At 34.2% G+C, this 19,317-nt stretch carries 14 protein-coding genes; 6 read left to right on the top strand and 8 right to left on the bottom strand.

Going from position 1 to position 19,317, the window contains the following annotated elements; genetic code table 11:
* Nucleotides 1-89: 89 nt before the first annotated feature.
* Together ACFSC2_RS01475 and ACFSC2_RS01470 are read left to right on the top strand one after the other, a co-directional pair.
* Nucleotides 90-2,036, top strand: coding sequence for a sialate O-acetylesterase (locus ACFSC2_RS01475; RefSeq protein ID WP_379817479.1), 1,947 nt, complete (start codon nucleotides 90-92; stop codon nucleotides 2,034-2,036).
* 434 nt (nucleotides 2,037-2,470) lie between these two features.
* Complete coding sequence (locus ACFSC2_RS01470) at nucleotides 2,471-4,879, top strand: glycoside hydrolase family 95 protein (RefSeq protein ID WP_379817478.1); 2,409 nt, start codon at nucleotides 2,471-2,473, stop codon at nucleotides 4,877-4,879.
* Between the two features lie 462 nt (nucleotides 4,880-5,341).
* Here the strand turns inward: ACFSC2_RS01470 and ACFSC2_RS01465 are convergent, their stop codons facing one another.
* The 4 genes from ACFSC2_RS01465 to ACFSC2_RS01450 form a co-directional block, all read right to left on the bottom strand.
* Complete coding sequence (locus tag ACFSC2_RS01465; RefSeq protein WP_379817477.1) at nucleotides 5,342-6,013, bottom strand: hypothetical protein; 672 nt, start codon at nucleotides 6,011-6,013, stop codon at nucleotides 5,342-5,344.
* Between the two features lie 6 nt (nucleotides 6,014-6,019).
* Nucleotides 6,020-7,012 carry an alpha/beta fold hydrolase gene (locus ACFSC2_RS01460; protein ID WP_379817476.1) on the bottom strand — a complete coding sequence of 331 codons (993 nt, stop codon included), beginning with the start codon at nucleotides 7,010-7,012 and terminating at the stop codon, nucleotides 6,020-6,022.
* A gap of 268 nt (nucleotides 7,013-7,280) precedes the next feature.
* Nucleotides 7,281-8,381: a helix-turn-helix domain-containing protein gene (locus tag ACFSC2_RS01455; RefSeq protein WP_379817475.1), complete on the bottom strand. Its 1,101-nt coding sequence runs from the start codon at nucleotides 8,379-8,381 to the stop codon at nucleotides 7,281-7,283.
* A 399-nt stretch (nucleotides 8,382-8,780) separates the two neighbouring features.
* A complete protein-coding gene (locus ACFSC2_RS01450) occupies nucleotides 8,781-9,326 on the bottom strand; it encodes a CvpA family protein (RefSeq protein WP_379817474.1) in 546 nt (181 codons plus the stop codon).
* Between the two features lie 228 nt (nucleotides 9,327-9,554).
* On the opposite strand from ACFSC2_RS01450, the gene ACFSC2_RS01445 reads away from it, so the two are divergent.
* The 4 genes from ACFSC2_RS01445 (at nucleotide 9,555) to ACFSC2_RS01430 (ending at nucleotide 12,293) form a co-directional block, all read left to right on the top strand.
* On the top strand, nucleotides 9,555-9,911 hold the full coding sequence (locus ACFSC2_RS01445) for a hypothetical protein (protein WP_379817473.1): 357 nt from the start codon (nucleotides 9,555-9,557) through the stop codon (nucleotides 9,909-9,911).
* A gap of 204 nt (nucleotides 9,912-10,115) precedes the next feature.
* Nucleotides 10,116-10,565, top strand: a complete 450-nt coding sequence (locus ACFSC2_RS01440) for a hypothetical protein (RefSeq protein WP_379817472.1) — start codon at nucleotides 10,116-10,118, stop codon at nucleotides 10,563-10,565.
* A 186-nt stretch (nucleotides 10,566-10,751) separates the two neighbouring features.
* A complete protein-coding gene (gene pheS, locus ACFSC2_RS01435; protein ID WP_379817471.1) occupies nucleotides 10,752-11,771 on the top strand; it encodes a phenylalanine--tRNA ligase subunit alpha in 1,020 nt (339 codons plus the stop codon).
* Between the two features lie 114 nt (nucleotides 11,772-11,885).
* Nucleotides 11,886-12,293 carry a hypothetical protein gene (locus ACFSC2_RS01430; RefSeq protein ID WP_111365565.1) on the top strand — a complete coding sequence of 136 codons (408 nt, stop codon included), beginning with the start codon at nucleotides 11,886-11,888 and terminating at the stop codon, nucleotides 12,291-12,293.
* Between the two features lie 140 nt (nucleotides 12,294-12,433).
* On the opposite strand, the gene ACFSC2_RS01425 is transcribed toward ACFSC2_RS01430, so the two are convergent.
* The 4 genes from ACFSC2_RS01425 to ACFSC2_RS01410 are packed head-to-tail and all read right to left on the bottom strand — an operon-like array spanning nucleotide 12,434 to nucleotide 19,166.
* The gene (locus ACFSC2_RS01425; RefSeq protein WP_379817470.1) at nucleotides 12,434-13,573 is read right to left on the bottom strand and encodes a cytochrome-c peroxidase; all 1,140 of its coding nucleotides are present in this window, start codon (nucleotides 13,571-13,573) and stop codon (nucleotides 12,434-12,436) included.
* 2 nt (nucleotides 13,574-13,575) lie between these two features.
* The gene (locus tag ACFSC2_RS01420) at nucleotides 13,576-15,168 is read right to left on the bottom strand and encodes a DUF6850 family outer membrane beta-barrel protein (RefSeq protein ID WP_379817468.1); all 1,593 of its coding nucleotides are present in this window, start codon (nucleotides 15,166-15,168) and stop codon (nucleotides 13,576-13,578) included.
* Between the two features lie 12 nt (nucleotides 15,169-15,180).
* Nucleotides 15,181-16,491, bottom strand: a complete 1,311-nt coding sequence (locus tag ACFSC2_RS01415) for a DUF4876 domain-containing protein (protein WP_379817467.1) — start codon at nucleotides 16,489-16,491, stop codon at nucleotides 15,181-15,183.
* A gap of 11 nt (nucleotides 16,492-16,502) precedes the next feature.
* On the bottom strand, nucleotides 16,503-19,166 hold the full coding sequence (locus ACFSC2_RS01410; protein ID WP_379817466.1) for a TonB-dependent receptor: 2,664 nt from the start codon (nucleotides 19,164-19,166) through the stop codon (nucleotides 16,503-16,505).
* Nucleotides 19,167-19,317: the final 151 nt, after the last annotated feature.

Below are 19,317 nucleotides of genomic sequence, written 5' to 3'. Positions count from 1 at the left end.
GATATAAGTAAATTTAAGCGCAATCTAATTCAAAAACTTAAAATGTCTTATATCACTTATATGGTTTAAAATATTAAAATTTAGAAAAAATGAAAAAGTGTATTGTTTTTATTTTGTTGATATTTAGCGTAATATCGAATGCTAATGTGAGAATGCCTTTAATATTCTCTGACGGAATGGTGCTTCAAAGAGACAAACAAGTTCCGATTTGGGGTTTTGCGGATGCGAATGAAAACATAGAAGTTCATTTCAACAAACAAATCAAAAAAACAACAACCGATAAAAACGGAAAATGGACATTAAATTTAAGTCCAGAAAAAGCCGGCGGACCATTCGAATTAATTGTTATCGGAAAAAATAAAATCACGATCAAAAATGTTTTGGTCGGCGAAGTCTGGATTTGCAGCGGACAATCGAATATGGAATTTCAGGTTTTCAAAACAATGAATTCCGAGAAAGAAATTGCCGATGCGAATTATCCAATGATCCGTCATTTTGGTGTGGCGCAAGATTTAAGCGGAACTCCAAAAGACGATTTAAAACAAGGAAAATGGGAAGTGGCAAATAAAGAAAATGTCGGCAACTTTACAGCAGTCGGTTATTATTTCGCCAGAAAATTATATTCAGAATTAAAAATCCCAATCGGAATCATCAATACTTCTTGGGGAGGAACGAACGTAGAAACCTGGACAAGCCGTGAAGCATTCGAAAAAAGCGACGAATTCAAATCAATGATTGCCAATGTTCCAACTGTTGATATCAATGCCATTTTCGAAACGTATAAAAAATCAGTTTTAGACAATCTGAAAAAAGTACAGGGATTTGATGTTTCGATGGAAAATGAAGAGCAGTTTAAAAATCCAAACTTTCAAGATAAAAACTGGCCAGAAATAAAAGTCCCTTCACTTTGGGAAAACCAACAAATTGGTAATATCGACGGAATTGTCTGGATGCGTAAAACGATCGTTTTAACCGCAGATCAAGCCAAAAAACAAGCTGTTTTACATTTAGCAAAAGTAGATGACGAAGACAAAACGTATGTAAATGGAGTTGAAGTGGGAACTAATAATCTTTGGGATGCAAAACGAGTTTACCAAATTCCGGCAAACGTCCTAAAAGAAGGAACAAACGTAATCGCAGTAAGGATTACAGATTATAGCGGAGGTGGCGGAATCTACGGCGATCCATTCGATTTAAAAATCGATTTTAAGGACTCGAATCTTCCGCTAGAAGGACTTTGGAAATTCAATGTTATCAAAGTAAGAATCGAAGTTTCGCCAAACAGTTATCCGTCGTTATTGTACAATGCAATGGTAAATCCGTTGGTTCCGTATGCCATGCAAGGCGTTTTATGGTATCAAGGCGAAGCCAATGTTTGGAGAGCCAAACAGTATAAAACGGCATTTCCGTTAATGATCAACGATTGGAGAACGAAATTCAAACAAGGTAATTTTCCATTTTATTTTGTACAGTTATCGACTTTCGACGAATTTGGCGGGAACAGCCAAAAAGGAAGTCGTTGGGCAGAACTTCGTGAAGCACAATCTGAAACACTAAAATTACCAAACACAGGAATGGCCGTGACAACCGATATCGGAAACGCAAAAGACATTCACCCAACCAACAAACAAGACATCGGATTGCGTTTGGCGGCAATTGCGATGAACGATATTTACGGCAAAAAACAAGTTCACAGCGGGCCAACCTATAAATCTCAGGAAATAAAAGGAAGCCAAATTATCCTAACTTTCGACAATATCGGCAGCGGATTATCAACCCCAAATAACGATGAATTAAAAGGTTTCGAAATCGCAGGTGCAGACAAAGTTTTTCATTCCGCGAAAGCGATAATCAAAGACAACAAAATAATCGTTTCCAGCGATAAAGTTCAAAATCCAGTTGCAGCTCATTACGGCTGGGCAGACGACGATACCGAAATCAATCTTTTCAACAAAGAAAAATTCCCTGCATCACCATTCAGAACCGATAATTGGGAGATGATTACGGCAAACGAGAAATACAGTGTAAGTAAATAAGTTATTAGTACTTAGTTCTTAGCGATTAGTCCCTAGTCCCAAGTAAGACCCAATCAAAACATAACGATAAATGTTCCATTAGGAACAATTCGTAGGTAAAAACGAATGAAATCCGTTGATGAAAAATGTTCTGTTAAGAACATCTGATCGGTAAGTAAAAGTTCATTAGGGCGTGACCCTGAACCGTCGAGAGGGCAAACATACTTTGCGTTTATTCGCCCTCTCAACGGTTCAGGGTCGGGCTATCCGCGCTACTTCGGTAGCTAGCTCCTATCCCTCACGCATGCAAACAGTAATAGTTTTTCTATCCTAACAGGTCTCCAAAGACCTGTTAGGTGTTAAATTAAATCTTATTTTAGCTTTTATAAATAAAAATATACCTAACAGGTTTTAAAAACCTGTTAGGATAACACAAAGAATATAAAATGTTTCACATGAATTCAAACATCCTAAAAAAAACATTTCTCCTCTTACTTTTCACATTTTACGCAGAAAACATTTCGGCACAATCCAAAGATGTTTTATGGTACAAACAGCCCGCAGAATTCTTTGAAGAAAGTTTGGTTTCAGGAAATGGAAAAATGGGAGCAACGGTTTTTGGCGGCGTGAATTCAGAGAAAATCTATCTAAATGACATTACACTTTGGTCAGGCGAACCTGTAAATGCCAATATGAATCCGGAAGCCTATAAAAACATTCCGGCAATTCGTGAAGCATTGCAAAACGAAAACTACAAACTGGCCGAAGAATTAAATAAAAAACTTCAAGGGAAAAATTCCGAATCGTATGCACCTTTAGCGACCTTAGAAATCAGCAATGCAGAAAAAGGAAAAGCGACGAATTATTACAGAGAATTGGATATTTCAAAAGCTGTAACAAAAGTGAGTTACGAACTAGACGGAATAAAATTTACCCGCGAATATTTTGTTTCGGCGCCAGATCAGATTATGGCGATCAAATTTACAAGCAGTCAAAAAGGCGCTTTAAATTTTGATATTAATTTAAGAAGTCTCTTGAAGTCTAATCTTGAAATCAGAAATAATACCATGATGATGACGGGCAACGCGCCCATTCATGAAAATGCGGGTTATAACGTACAGCCAAAATATCTTCAGATACCAGAAAGAGGAACAAGATTTACGACTTTACTTCAAGTTAAAAATACCGAAGGAAAAGTGAGCAATAACAGTTCGACATTGACGGTAAAAAATGCCTCAGAAGTTATAATTTACATTTCGGTTGCTACAAGTTTCAATGGTTTCGACAAAAATCCAGCGACAGAGGGTTTGGATGATGTGACTATGGCTTGGCAAAACCTGAACAATGCGGTTTCAAAAACCTTCAATAAACTAGAAGAAAGACATATTACCGATTATCAGAAGTTTTACAATCGTGTTACTTTAAATCTCGGAAAAACAACCGCACCAGATTTAGCGACAGACGAACGTTTATTGCGTTATGCCGACGGAAAAGAAGATAAAAATCTTGAGATTTTATATTTCAATTACGGAAGATATTTACTAATTAGTTCATCGAGAACCTTGGGCGTTCCTGCCAATTTGCAGGGATTGTGGAATCCGCATTTGAGTCCGCCTTGGAGTAGTAATTATACGATGAACATTAATCTGGAAGAAAATTATTGGCTGGCAGAAAATACCAATCTTTCAGAAATGCACGAATCGCTTTTGAGCTTTATAAAGAATCTTTCGGTAACAGGAAAAGTTACCGCAAGAACTTTTTACGGCGTAAACGAAGGCTGGGCAGCTGCGCACAATTCAGACATTTGGGCGATGACCAATCCCGTTGGACAATTCGGAAAAGAAGATCCAATGTGGGCGTGCTGGCCAATGGCAGGCGCATGGCTGAGCACACATATTTGGGAACATTACATTTTTACCCAAGACAAAGATTATTTGAAAAAAGAAGGATATCCGCTGATGAAAGGGGCAGCACAATTCTGCCTGAATTGGCTCGTAACTGACAAAAAAGGAAACTTAATTACGTCGCCATCGACTTCACCAGAAAATCAATATAAATTATCAGACGGCTTTGTTGGTGCGACTTTATACGGAGGAACGGCAGATTTAGCTATGATTCGCGAATGTTTTGATAAGACAATTAAAGCATCGCAAATTCTAAATACAGATGCTGCTTTTAGAACAAAATTAGAAACGGCACTTGGAAAACTACATCCGTATCAAATTGGAAAAAAAGGAAATCTGCAGGAATGGTATTTTGACTGGGAGGATAACGATCCGAAACACCGTCACCAATCGCAGTTGTTTGGACTTTTTCCTGGGAATCATATTACACCCGTTAAAACTCCAGATTTAGCGGAAGCATCGAAGAAAACTTTAGAAATAAAAGGCGACGAAACCACAGGCTGGTCAAAAGGATGGAGAATCAATCTTTGGGCGAGACTTTGGGACGGAAACCGCGCTTATAAAATGTTCCGCGAATTATTACGCTACGTAGATCCAGACGGTAAAAAAACGGCAACACCAAGAAGAGGAGGAGGAACGTACCCGAATTTATTTGACGCGCATCCGCCATTTCAAATTGACGGGAATTTTGGCGGTGCAGCAGCGGTTGCCGAAATGTTAGTGCAGTCGGACGAAAACGAAATCAGATTACTTCCCGCTTTACCAGACGCTTGGGAAGAAGGTTCTGTAAAAGGTCTTTGTGCTCGCGGCGGTTTTGAAATCGAAATGAATTGGAGTAATAAAATACCACAGAAAGTAATTATTTCGTCTAAAAAAGGAGGAAAAACAACATTGATTTTTGGAGATAAAAAACAAGATATCGTTTTGAAAAAAGGAGATAAGAAAGAAATTATTTTTTAAAACAAGATCCAGCGGAGCGATATGTTTATAGAAAAACAATCATTCCAGATATAAGAGCTCCAGCGGAGCGACATATAAATTATTTACAATCAAAATATGTCGCTCCGCTGGAGCTTTCTTGTGTTTGCATAAATGATATCTATAAATATTTCGCTCCTCTGGAGCTTTTTCCATTTGGATGCTGAATTTCTATAAATATGTCGCTCCGCTGGAGCTTTTTTATGTGCGGAAATCATGTCTATAAATATTTTGCTCCTCTAGCAAACGCGACAGGTTTTTAAAACCTGTCGCGTTTGCCCTTGTCAATTTTTTAAACACATAGAGACATAGGTATTCTGTACGTAGAAAGGCATTTCACTTATATAAATAAACATAGCTACAGCTATGTGTGAAAGCTAGCTTTTTAAATTATCCTTTCCATCAGTTTGTAAAAAATCTATGTTTCTATGTGTTTAAAGACTATCAATCCAATTTATAATTATAACCCAATTGTACATAAAACGGAATCATCGGTGTCGTTTTAAAATCCTGCGTCATGATTTTTCCAGCTCTTAACGTCAAATCACTTTTGCTGAAAGAATAACCGCCTTGGATTCCGAAATTAAAATTTCCTCCAGTTGCGGGTTCAAACCAGCCATTTTTTACTTCGGGATAAACATCTTTATAAATCTGAGAATGTTTAAAATGGGTTACAATGGCTTTGTCAAAACCAAATTCGCCCGCGATAAAATATTTCGTTTTGTAATAACCAATAACTGTTATGGCATCGGCTCCAAAATTTTGTAAAGTAACCAATGGATTTTCGTATCGTCTATAAATACCGTGAAGGGCTAAAATGAAACGGAAATTTTCAATTTGATAGACATTTATCTGCCCGCCGATTTTGGTTTTAAAATCATCAAAAATCACTTCGCCCGACGACAGCGAAAAAGAACTTTCGATTATAATTGGCATTTTGGTTTTGAGATGATAACCGTAACTTAAACCATAAACAAAACCATGCTCCCAACCCGCATTTAAGTTCAAAATATGTTTCTCCTCTTTTTTTAAACCTTCCCAATTGATGGTCTGTGATTGTAAAATATTGGTAAAAAGTAAAAAGAGAGAAGTGATTAATATTAGTATTGCTTTCATGACAGATTATTTTAGTTCATTTAAATAAAACAGGACAATCGGATGTACATTTTCCCATTTGAAATAAATCATTTCGTGTCCCGTTCCTTTTACTTCTTTAATTTGGGCGTTCCGAAAATACATGGCTTCTTTTCGGGCAAAACTATAGCCGTACGATTTGTTCCATTCTCCATACACAAAGAGCACTTTGGTGGTATATACATTTAAGTTGGTGGTAAAATCAAAACCGTCGTTTTCTGCAATGTCTATAAAACTGTTTAAAACCGCCGTTCCCATTCGCCAGAAAGGAGATGGGCCTTCAATACCTTCATCATTTCCTTTTGCGTATGAAAAGCTTGTTGAAACGCCCATTTTATAATCGAGAATTTCATGCTGATTTTCTTTTCCTGTTAAAAATTGATCGATATAAAATAGATTATTTGTGGTCTCAGAAAACAAATTGATTTTTCGGCTTGTTTCACCGTATTCATCGAGCAGTTTTTTATTAAGTCCGCCTGGTTCTGCCAGAATTAATCCGTCTATCCTATTTGGATATGCATTGACATAAGCTGCTCCGAGCATTGCGCCCCAAGAATGTCCGAACAAAAACACCTTTTGATTAGGAGATGTTCTGTAATGTTCGATGATTTCGGTTAAATCGTCCAAAACTAACTGGATAGAATACGTGTTTTTGTCATGTCTTTTAGATAATCCAGAACCTCTTTGGTCGTAAAAAATGATATAAAAGCCATCATCAGCAAGTTCTTTTGCGTTTAAAGCATTTCGATAATCCGATCCTGGACCGCCATGTAAGAAGACCACCATCGGATCGTTGGGATTTCCAAAAGTTTCAGCATGAATTTGTGTCCCGTTTATTTGAATCGAAGGAAGTGTCGGATCTTGATCGACCGTTTTTGGAACTAGATTTGCGACTTCGTTAAAGTCATTTTCGTTTTCGCAACCTAAAAGAAAAAAAATCGAAAGGGTAATTAAAGCCGAATTAAATACTTTATTTTTCATTGCATAGTTTTTAAAAGTTTATGCAAAGATGTTGTTCAAACGTATATTGGTCGCCCCAACTTGTAAGGTGGGTCTTTTTTAAAAGGCTAAGTTATTAACGAGCTAAGTTTTTTGTGATGAAATTTGCTCGCAAAGTCGCGAAGTCGCAAAGTTTTTTTTATGCCACAGATTAAAGGATTAAAATGATTAAAAAAAAATTTGTTTAAATCTGCGAAATCTGCGTGAAAAAAACTTTGCGCCTTTGCGTCTTTGCGTGATTAAGAAAAACTTACTTCAAATATTCAGAAGGAGAAAGGCCCGTAACTTTTTTGAAGTTTCGGTTAAAAGCTGTTTTTGAATTAAAACCACATTCAAACGCAATAGAAAGCAATGTGAATTTTTCGTTTTCAGGTAAAAGAATTAATTTTTTAAATTCTTCAACGCGTTGCAAATTAATATAATCGTAAAAGTTTTTTTCTTCAACTGAATTGATTACCTGCGAAAGAACATTGGGATGTACATTTAGTTTTTGAGATAATTCGGCTAAAGTTAGATCAGGATTTTTGTATAGTTTTTCATTCCTCATAATTTCAGTTAATTTTTGATGAATCGAAAGAAGTTCGGTATTTGTTAAACCAGATTTTTCATATTTTATTTTTTCAGAAACGTTTTCAGCTGCTGGGTTTTCTACCGAAGGAATATTCAAAAGATTATTTTCAGAAACAGTCTGATTGGTAAAAATTCCCACCTGTTTGATTCCGAAATACCCAATAAACATAAGATAAAAAACAACTACAGAAAAGATGTATTCGTCATCATAAAAAACAACCACAAACCAAATAATGCTGGATCCTAAAATTAAATACTGCAGCCATCTCAAATTGATTTTTTCATTAAAAGAAAATTGATCTGAAATATTTTTTTGATGTTTGGAAAGTTTATGAAGTAAAACGAATGCGTATGTTATTCCAGAAATTAAAATAGCACCATACAACATCAAAATCAGGTTTTCGTATCCTTTGCCTTCATTTTCAAAAACCTTTAATTTTTCAGAAAAAGGAAGTGTGAAAAAAGGTATTAAAAACAAAACGGCAATTACAAAAGGAACAAAATGCAAAAGATTGTATTTTTTGTTTTGATTTTGATTAGTCAAAGCCGAAGTATACAAATACAAAAACGGACCTTGAAGCAACGGCATTGGAAGTTCTAAACCTAATAAAAACGGAAACGAAGTAAAATCTTTTTTAGAATGCAGGTAATATAAAAACAAATGAAATCCAGTAGCAAATAACCAAAGCGCCAAGATATTATCGGCTTCGCTTTTATTCTTTTTACTCGCCAGAATCACAACCAGAAAAAAAGTGATGATAATGCCCGTTAAATACAACATGCTGGTTTAGATTTTTGGTTAAATCGATCGTTGGAAATAGTGAGCAAGATAAAATATTTCCTGCAAATATTTGAAAATGAAATGTTTTGTATGTATTAACAAAAACAAGCTTCAGAGAAGCGAAATATTTATAGCGAATAATTTTCATTTAAGGGAAAGAGCTCCAGCGGAGCGACATATATAATTTTCCGCAATCAAATATGTCGCTCCGCTGGAGCTCTTTCGTACTCGTAAATTGAATTTCTAAAAATATTTTGCTCCGCTGGAGCTTTTTTGGATTCGTATAATTGAATTTCTACCAATATTTTGATCAAGCTGGGGTTTTATAGAAATGAAGAGGTATTGTAAAAAAATTAAACCCGACAGGTTTTAAAAACCTGTCGGGTTTACTAACGAAAATTATTCTTTTTCTGAAGTTTCTTTTTCTTCAGGTTTCTGAGAATGTTCTTTTTTAAAACTCTCATACCATTTTTCAATAGAAGGATATACAAAAGCAGCCACTTTTTTCACTGGATTATAAAAAATAGAATTATCTAAAGTTTCCTTTTTCGCAAAAGTATTATTGAAGTTTATTTTTTCGAACAAAGCAATAAAAATACTCAAAATCAAAATCGTTTTTAAAACCCTGAAAAATCCGCCTCCGAGTTTATTCATCCAGCCCAACATAGCAAAATCAGCAATTCCAGTTAAAATTTTGGCTAAGAAATAAACGCCGATTACAACTAGAATAAAAGTCAGGATAAAAGCCGTGATTTGAATATTAGTCGGATTCCAAGAAACGTGTTTTGAAATCATTCCTGTCATTAACGAAGAAAATTTAATAGCAAGATAAATTCCTAAAAGCAAAGAAATAAAAGAAGCCACTTCTACAAAAAGTCCGTTTTTAATGCCTTTGTATAAACTATAACATAAAAGTACAGAAACGATAATATCAAAAAAACTCATGTTTGGTTTGTATTTATTGAGGCGCAAATATAGCTGTTTTTTAGGTTGAGAGTTGCAGAGCAGCAAAGGTTCAGCTGTTTTATGTTTTATGTGATTAAAATTTTTGGGTACATTGAATCTGAACTATGTATCTTTGCAAATCAAAATTTAGAATTAGATTGCTATTCTGCCCCCTCAGAATTGGATTTTCAGCAATCTAAAATCTACAATCAAAAATCATAAATTAAAATGTCCAGAGATACACAATTAAAAGAGCGATGGGAAAAGCTCGTTGATATACTTTCTAATCAATTTTCGCAAGGAGAAGATTTAGATTTAGACGCCATAATTTACCTAATCGGAGTTCAGGAATACGGAAAAGTGCATCGTGAATACAAGAAAGACGAGAAACTAAACTTAATGCATATCGCAATATGTAGATTATTAGAACCATACGGATTTTATGAATTCGAATATTTTGATACTGAAGGATGGCCGCATTATAAAGTAAAAGAAGAATTACCGCCGTTAAAAGCAGGTGAACAATCGGTTTTGATGAAAGAAGCTATCGTAAATTATTTTTTGGAAAGAAAATTAATTGACTAGATTTTAAAAGTGTTCAGTGTACAGATTTTTAGTCGTCAGTGGTTTACTTGATCACAGTTTACATCACTAATCACTAAAAATCTGTACACTGAACACTAAAAAATCTGAACACTTAATACTAAAAAAATGTGTAGATACGCAATGACATCCTATAAACCTCATTATGCTTGTTTTAATTGCCGAAAGACTTTTAAAAGACGGTTAATGAATGATATTAAAAAGGGAGAAGAATCAGTTTTTGAAGCCAAATGTCCGCAATGTTCAGAATTAATGGCTAGCATGGGACGTGATTTTGAATCGCCTAAAAAAGATGATATTAAAAAGTGGGAGCATCTTAAAACCTTATATTCTGTCGGAATTGCGTTTCACTCTTGCGGATGCAGCGGCGGGGGATATATTCCAAATTCAAAAGAAAAATTAATCGAGTATTTTGAAGAATTAAGAGAAAGTTATTTTAAAAATCTTGATTTTTGGAGAAACAGAACAATACCTTCGACGAAAAAAGAGATAGATAAGGAAAATCAAAGAAGCTGGTATGAATTAAGCAGCGTATCTTCAAATTATAAAAAAGAAGCTGTTGAAAATCAGGAAGGAATTAAATATTGGCTCGAACGAGTTAAAGAAGTAGAAGCTAAAATAAGTTTGGTGAAATAATTCTAAAACACTTTTTAAAAACGAAAAAAGTTAGATTTTACTGGTTTTCTTTGCAAAAAGAAACTGTTTTTGAAGACTTTAAAACATAAATTCGCTGTAACTCTTTACTGTAAAGGAAACTTTAAACTTTAAACATTAAACTTGAAACAAATTACTTAAATTTGTATTCTCAATTATTGGAGGAAAATGATAGACAAGATAAAACAACATATAGAGGAAGCGAAGGCCTTTAATGAAAAAAACAAAGAATCTTTAGAACAGTTCCGTATTAAATATTTAGGTAGCAAAGGTTTATTGAAAGAACTTTTTAATGAGTTTAAAAATATTCCGAACGACCAGAAAAAAGATTTTGGACAAGTAATCAATACTTTAAAAGCTGTTGCTGAAGAAAAAGTAAAAACAATTCAGGAAGAACTTGAAAGTAAAGAAGAATCAAAAGGAATTTTTGGAGATTTAACACGTGCGGCAGAACCGGTAATTATTGGTTCACGTCATCCTATTTCTATAGTTAAAAATCAAATCATCGATATCTTCGCGAATATCGGATTCAATGTTTCTGAAGGTCCAGAAATCGAAGACGATTGGCATAACTTTACGGCATTAAACTTACCAGAATATCACCCAGCACGAGATATGCAGGATACGTTTTTCATTCAAACAAACCCAGATGTTTTATTGCGTACGCATACATCATCGGTTCAGGTGCGTTATATGGAAAATCATAAACCGCCAATTCGTACTATTTCTCCGGGACGTGTTTTCCGTAACGAAGCAATTTCATCTCGTTCACACTGTATTTTCCATCAAGTGGAAGGATTGTATATTGACAAAGATGTTTCTTTCGCCGATTTGAAACAAACGTTGCTTTATTTTACAAAAGAAATGTTCGGAAAATCTAAGATTCGTCTTCGTCCGTCTTATTTCCCATTTACAGAACCAAGTGCTGAAATTGATATCTATTGGGGACTAAAAACAGAAACCGATTACAGAATCACAAAAGGAACAGGCTGGTTAGAAATTGGAGGTTGCGGAATGGTAGATCCTAACGTTTTGAAAAACTGTGATATCAACCCAGACGAATACAACGGATTTGCTTTCGGAATGGGAGTAGAGCGTATCGCAATGCTTTTATACCAAATTGGAGATATCCGTATGTTTTACGAAAATGATGTTCGTTTCTTAGAGCAGTTTAAAGCTAATATTTAATTTTAGATTTCTGATTTTAGATTTTAGATTGATTTGAAATCTTAATCATAATTATAACACCAAACCTTTGTTGAAGTTTCAGGCTTTGACAAAGGTTTTTAAAATTTAATAAAAATGAAAAAAGATATAATTATTCCAGAAGTTGAAAACGTATTCTTGGCAGCTGTGCAGGAATGGAGCGACGATTTTATGGAAAAAGTGTGGTACGCTTATTTAGTAAACGACAGTGATTTTAATTTAGACAGCGTCATGGTCGTTTCAAAAGCTTTTGGAACAATCGACGGCGAAATGAAAAAAACATCGATTCTTCGTCATGCTTTTGTTGAGGTTCCGTCTGTTTCTGTCGTGAAAATAGAATTGGTAGAAAAAAGCCTTTTAGCATTGAATAACGAATTTATGGTAACTTTCTTTATCGGAAATACTTTGTACGATAAAAAATTCATCTTTAAAGCCAATTCGCTTGACGAAAACAATACGGAAGAAGTGCCGATTTTGTTTGTTGAGGGGATTATGGTGAAGTAAAGAAAATAGAAAATAGAAAATAGAGTATAGATTGCTATACTTTGAGGATAGAAGAGAATCAGGACAGAGTTATAAAAACTGTTTTTGATTCTCTTTTTTAGTCTATTCTCTATATTCTATTTTCTATATTCTTTAAAAATCTATTGCGGTAAAACAGGCGGGCGCATTTTATAAGCCCCAGTTGATAAACTTGTAATGAAATCTTCTAATGCGGTTAATTCAGATTGACTTAGTGCGATTTTTTTAATAAGCTTTGAAGTAGTAGGAAACAAAGTGTCGTTCTTCTGGCTTTCTTTTCTTTTTGGCTGTGGCATTCCGGCATTGTACATATTTAAAACACCACGTAAATTTGGAAAAAGACCATTATGCATATAAGGTCCATTTTGCGCGGTTCCTCGTAAAGACTGTGTTTTAAATTCGCCTACATTTTCTGCTTTTCCTGTAACATTGTATCTTCCTAAATCTTCATATTCTCTTCCGTAATAAGTCAGACCAATATTATGGAATTTATTATCGGAGAAATTTGCCGTATTATGACAATTGATACAACGCGCTTTAGTACGAAATAAATGAAGTCCTTCAACTTGTCTATTGGTTAATTGCGTAGAATCTCCGGCAATAAATTTATCAAATTTACTTTTCGGACTTATTAATGTTCTTTCGAAAGTAGCGATAGCTTTTAGAATTTCTTCCTGAGTTAGTTTTTCTTTTCCGAAAGCTTTTTTAAAATACGGTTTGTAACCTTTAATTTTATTTAAACGTTTTGTTGCTAAGTCAATATGGAAATTCATTTCTTTAGTGTCTTGAATAGGAAAACTTGCCTGATCTTCTAAAGTTGCAGCTCTTCCGTCCCAAAAGAAAACTTTAGAATAGGCAATGTTCATCAAACTTGGCGCATTTCTGTTTCCTTGCAATCTTCCTTCTCCGTAAGAAACTCTTCTCGCATCGCCCCAGTTTAATTCGGGATCATGACAGTTGGCACACGAAATTTGCCCAGATTTAGACAATCTCGGATCAAAGAAAAGCACTTTACCTAATTCAGCTTTTTCTTCGGAATACGGATTGTTTTCTGGAAATTCAGGTTTACCTAAAATTCCAATGTCTTCAAAACCCTGCGCATAAACAATCGAATCCACTTCTGGTTTTGGCCATTTGGTGTAATCGCCTCCACTGTAAAGCCTTTTTAATTCAGTAATAGACAGATTCGGTTCAATCTTAGAATACGAAAGGATAATCAGTGAAAATAACATTGCCACAATAGCAATAAATTTTGGTTTCATTTTTAATAATTTAATTGTACACCCATTTGAACCCAATAGGTGGTATTGGTATTAATACTGATTGGATAATCAGTTTGTTTTTTAAGTGCGATTTTCTCTTTTAGATTAGTAAAGAAAACCACTGTTTTGTTGTTTTTTGTTGGATAGCTATATTGTAAACGTAATTCCGGAGCAAAATAATTGGTTGTGTTGACAGCGTAATCGTGAATAATGACTTCATTAAAAAATCTGGCATTTGTTCCTCCTGAAGTATCATAATATTCCAGTTTTGATGAGGGAAGTGGGAAATACATGTTGAAACTTACCGTTGTATTCAATTTACTTTTATCGAATGAAAAATCTTTACTTCCGAATATTCCTGTTTTTAATGAATTTAATTCAATATGAACTGCCGCCAGAATATCATTGTATTCGTTTTGCTGATAAAGCATATTCAAACCAAATAAATAGTCGATTTTAGAATTTGTTTTTTTAGAGAGAGAGGTTGTCCAATTTATTTTATTTAATGAATTGGTATAATTGTAACCATTACTTTGTTTATCAAAATTTTTCGCATCGCTTTGATCAAATTGCAAAGTAGATTGGATTTCTTTTTTATTCCATTTATGAAAAGCAAACAATTCAGCATGATTGCTTTTTGTTTTTATTTTCATTCTTTCATTTGCTGTTAAATCATTTGAACTGGTGTAAAAAATGTTATTTGAATTCTGAGAGTAATAAAGGGCAGTGAAAATTGAATTTTTGCCTGTCATCGTATAACCCAATCCGATTTTATCTATGATGTCTTGGTACAAGTAACCCGCATCGCTACTTTTAAAAGAATTGAGTATTCTGCCATAACCCGCATTAAAGCGTAGATAAGTTTCGGGATATACTTCATAGTTTAAGTTGATGTTGTTGTAGGTAAAATCAAAATCTTTTTGGTTTTCGGCATAACTGCCTAAAGCAAATACTTTATGGGTTTTAGTTATTTGATAACCAATTTGCATTTCTCCTCCCAAATTTCTGTTTATAATTTGCGACCTGGCATCTAAGTTTCTGCTAAATTTTTCTGCACCATAATTGGCTTTGACAGCAACAGATAAATGAGAGGTAATATCTTTAGAAAAACCGCCGCTCAAAGCATAAACCTGATTGTCCCAATTGGCTTTTCTTGGAACATAAAAATAATGTGGAGCAATAACTTCAATGTCTTCGGCACGATCATCAGTAAGCACCCAGCCAAGATTTTTTTCTAATATTTTTTGGATGGACAAATCACCAAATAATTTCCATCTAGATTTTGTTGTAAAGTACCCTTGTGCTAAAAACTGATAGGTATTGATTTCGTTAGCAACTTGTTGTCTGGCGAATTCATTTTGCTGATGTTCATAAGAGACTTCAGTAAAAGTAAAATCCTTTATAGCTGGAGTTGTGTAAATGATCGGATATTTAAAAATTTGATTTTTGATCTGATCATCTACAATATGATTTTGCACTTTTATAGTGTCTTGTGCATTCACTTTAAAAACGAAAGAAAACAACAAAAGAAGTAATGCCCAGTATTTCCAGGCATTACTTTTAGTGTTATTTATTTTAATCTTATTGATTTTCATTAAAGAAAATTTTTAGTTGAATCCTTTAGGATTTGCAGTTACTTCCACAAAATCATTTGTAGAGTTATTTGTGTCCTGAAGAACGATTCTTCCAGCAATTGTTGTTTTAGTTTTTCTCATTACCGATTTTGAAGAATACGCTCCAGAAGGAGTATAGGTATTTCCTCCATCAATTTGAGATGGCAATTTTTTAGGAACTAAAAGTGATCCCAAATCTCTTGTTGTGTCAACACCATCGATAAGAACTGCCACTGGAATTTGAAGCGCTAGGTTGGCATCTCCTTTTGGGTTTTTATATTTTTTCAATGCTGCAAATTCTGCATCTGTCATTTTGAAAATAGAATAGGCTTGTCTTCCTAATGAATCTAATATCAAATCGTTGTTACTATTTCCCCAGTAAGCAATTTCTACATCTGGAACAGCTGGATTTTGAATGTCATATTGATAAGTGCTGCCTGCATATGTGCCTAAAAATGCTTCGAAATCTGCAGTACTTAAATCTACTGTTAACTCAGGACTTAAAATACTAACCGATTTACCATTATTGTCAATATAGTTTGATTTATGATTAATAGCATTTTGTGCAATTACAATGCTTTGGCCTGGTTGAACAGGATGTTGCGTGCCGTTACCAGGAATTTTAATAATGTTGATTGCATATACATAATCCGTGTTTGCAGCGCTTCCTAAAGTCATTCCTTCTGATTTGCTCCAGTCAAACTGTCCATTCGGTAAAGAATAAGCCAATACGGTTGTAGATGTAGATCCCGTTAACTGCGCCATGTATAAACCATCAGCATACTGAACGGTATTCGAGTTATTGTAGATTTCGATAAACTGATCTCTAAAAATAGCTCCTTTTTTAGTGTCAGATCCAGCGTAGTAAATTTGTTTAATTACAAAATCACCCACTTTAGAAGTTTTCATTTCAATATTAAGAGTAGGAGTAGTAGCGTTTACAATAACACTGCTTTCAGCACCATTAAAATTAACTTCAGCTTCTGTTGGCGTATACCCAAACGTCTCTGTAAATTCAGCTGATTGTATTACTTTGGTAGCAGTAATAGAATAGGTTCCAGGCAAAATTTGTTTAAAAAGAGCAACACCAGTTTCGTCAGATTCAACGGTATATTTATTGGCTGTTTCTGTATTCACAATAGTTACGCTTGCTTTTTTAGCTGCTAGACTATTAAAAGTAGCATCATATTTAAGCGAAACACTAAAGTCAACAGGTTTTAATGCTTCACTTTCGTTATCATCATTACTGCAAGATTGAATGATTAGCGCAAACAGCATTATAAAAATAGAGAGTGTTTTTTTCATAGTATATAGATTTAAAATTGATAATTAATTCGGGTTCCAAACGAGAAACGGGCTATGTCATACGCGGACTTTATGTTGTTTTTTTCGTAATAAGGTTTTAGATTTAAAAAATTGGTAGCATAAAAAGAAACACTAAAGCCATTTAAGAAATCTTTAGAAAGACGCAGATGGAAATTATGAAGCACGTGATCAAGCTTAGTTTGCGAACTATTTATAACTCGAAGAATGTGTCCGTATTTTTGCATGTCTGTACGGTCTGCTTCTGGAATTTCATGATAAACTAATTCAGTATCCAAATAACCATTTGGATAATCACTTGTAGCAATATAAGAAGTGCGTAATAGAATATGATCGGTTCTCAAGGACAATAATAGACCGGCTTTCGGAATATGATAACTGAAATTGAAGCTCGTAGTGAAATTCTCGTTTGTTATGGGCATTGAAGGATATACTCCATACCTTTCTGCCGACAGCAAGCTTGTGGAAGCGTAATAAATTACATTTTTATTCTCATCTTTAGTTTTTACATAAGAAGCATTCATACTAACATCAAGGTTGAGAGCCTTGATTTTGCGGAAATTTATTATGGTTTCCAGCCCCATATCTTCCGAATTAGAATTGTTTTGAATGCTGTTTGTTAGATAATACAAATTTTCTGTTCCAACAACCTCATAAGTTGGAATTTCTGCTCCGTTTGTTATTACATTTACTTTAGGAATTTCTTTAGTGACAGCCACCTGTTGTCCGCTAAATCCATTAGTGAGTTTGTTGTAATATCCCGTTAGGTTTATATTGGCAAAAGGAAAATCTATATCTATACCGCCTTCTGTTTTGTACGATTTAGAAGGTTTTAAATTCAGGTTATCGCCAGAACTTACTACAGTCAAAATCCATGCTTTTTGGTAAACTCCTGGATTTACATAAATTCCGTTCCCTAATAATCGGTCTAAGTAACGATCTCCAGTGTACAATTGATTAAGTGAAGGAGCTTTAGATGACAATCCAAATCCGCCTCGAATTCTAAAAGTTTTGTTTAAGGAATATGAGGAATTAATACGCGGTTGAAACGACATATTTCCCGATTGATTTTCATATCGTATTCCATAATCAATATTTAGAATTTTATCTTCCTCAAATTTTTTATAAACTTTATCTTCCAGATAAGCAGAAAATTGGTTTTCAGTTCGAGTTCTGTTAAAATCATAATCTCTATAACCAAGTTTGCTGTCGCCTTCTTGCGCAAGAACATAGAAATTTATTAATCCTGTTGCACTGCTTTTTCTTCCTTCTCCTTTGTTTGAACTAGATCTTCCTGATAGTCCAAATGCCAGACTATGAATCCAATTGGCTTTATTGGTAATTGTTTTTGTAGTTTCGAGATTCACATAAGTTGAAATCGGAATACCTTCTACGGTACTTATACTGTTATATTGCGATGGAAGAACAATTGCCTCATGAATTCCTTCTTCTTTACTATCAGTTGCAGCAGTTAAAGATCGATTTATCCATCTATCTCTTCTAGAAAACTGCTTGTCATAAGAGAAACCACTATTTAAATTGATACCGTCAAGCCATAGATTAGAAGGCTTCCACATAAAATTATTAGAGATAGAAACACCTTGTTTTTCATTTTTTACAACGTCAGCCGTGATATCGTCAGGGTCAAATTTTGAATCATCAAGATTGTATCTTAGAGATAGATTCACCGTGTTTTTTACTTTAGAAAGTTTATCGGTAGTTTTCCATGCTAAACTTCCGCCAATACGTTTATAACTCAATATATTATCTCTTGCATCTGCTTTAGAATCTAGGAAATTGATCCCTAAATTCATCGAGTTATTTGAATTTAATTTTACTCCTTTTGTTAAGTTCAATTCACTTGTGGCATCTCTTATAGAAGCAGAAACTCGGTACGGACTGTTTCCGACTTTAGTTGTTATTAGAACTAATCCAGAAGTTAAATCACCATATTTTGCAGAAGGAATCCCTTGAATAACTTTTATTTCTTCAATGTTATTGGTTGAAATTTCCCTAAGGTCGACACCTGCATTTGGATTATTAAAAGGAACTGTGTTAACTCCATAATCACTGCCGGCTAAAGTAGGTACATTGGGATTTAAAGCCTGCATATTTTCATTGTTTGAAATCGGAATATCATTAATAACAAATGAAGTTCCAAAGGCTTTAATTTTTGAAGGATTTGCTGTTCTGAAGACAATATTTTTATAAGAATTCAAATTAAAACTTGTCGTTGTCTGTCCTGGAAGCTGTTGCAAAACATCATCAAGGGTAAATGCTTGGACATTATTTATAGCATTTGTTCCTAGCGTTAATTCAGAATATTTACGCTCTTTATTCGCCGTGACCATTACTTCTTTAAGATGAAGCGTATTGTCTTCTAAATAAACTGTTATGGTATTTTGCCCGTTTTTTAAGGTTTGATTAATGTCTTTTTTTCCAAGAATAGAAAAGTTAAGTTCAATATCTTGAAAATAAGGAAGTGTGATTGTAAAATTTCCATCTTTATCTGTAATCGTCCAATTTTCGGTTTTCGTATCTCGGACAAAAACGCTAGGTAAGGCAGTAGAAGTTTCTTTTGATAAAACTTTACCAGAAATTACTTTTTGGGATAAAACGATTTGTGTAAACAAGAAGAAAATTAGAATAAAACGCATCTGTTTTTAATTAGAACGAATAAAAATAGCGATGCAAATCTATCAATAATTCTTTGTCAAGCAATAAGAAATAAGGAGTTTGTAGTATATTGTGTGTGCTGATTTGTGAGAAAACGATAGCTAATAACTTTTAAAAACAAGAGTCTATGGT

The organism is Flavobacterium artemisiae (assembly GCF_042678225.1).
GTDB lineage: Bacteria > Bacteroidota > Bacteroidia > Flavobacteriales > Flavobacteriaceae > Flavobacterium > Flavobacterium artemisiae.
Note: the sequence above shows the minus strand (reverse complement) of the source record. Positions and strands in the feature narration are given on the sequence as shown.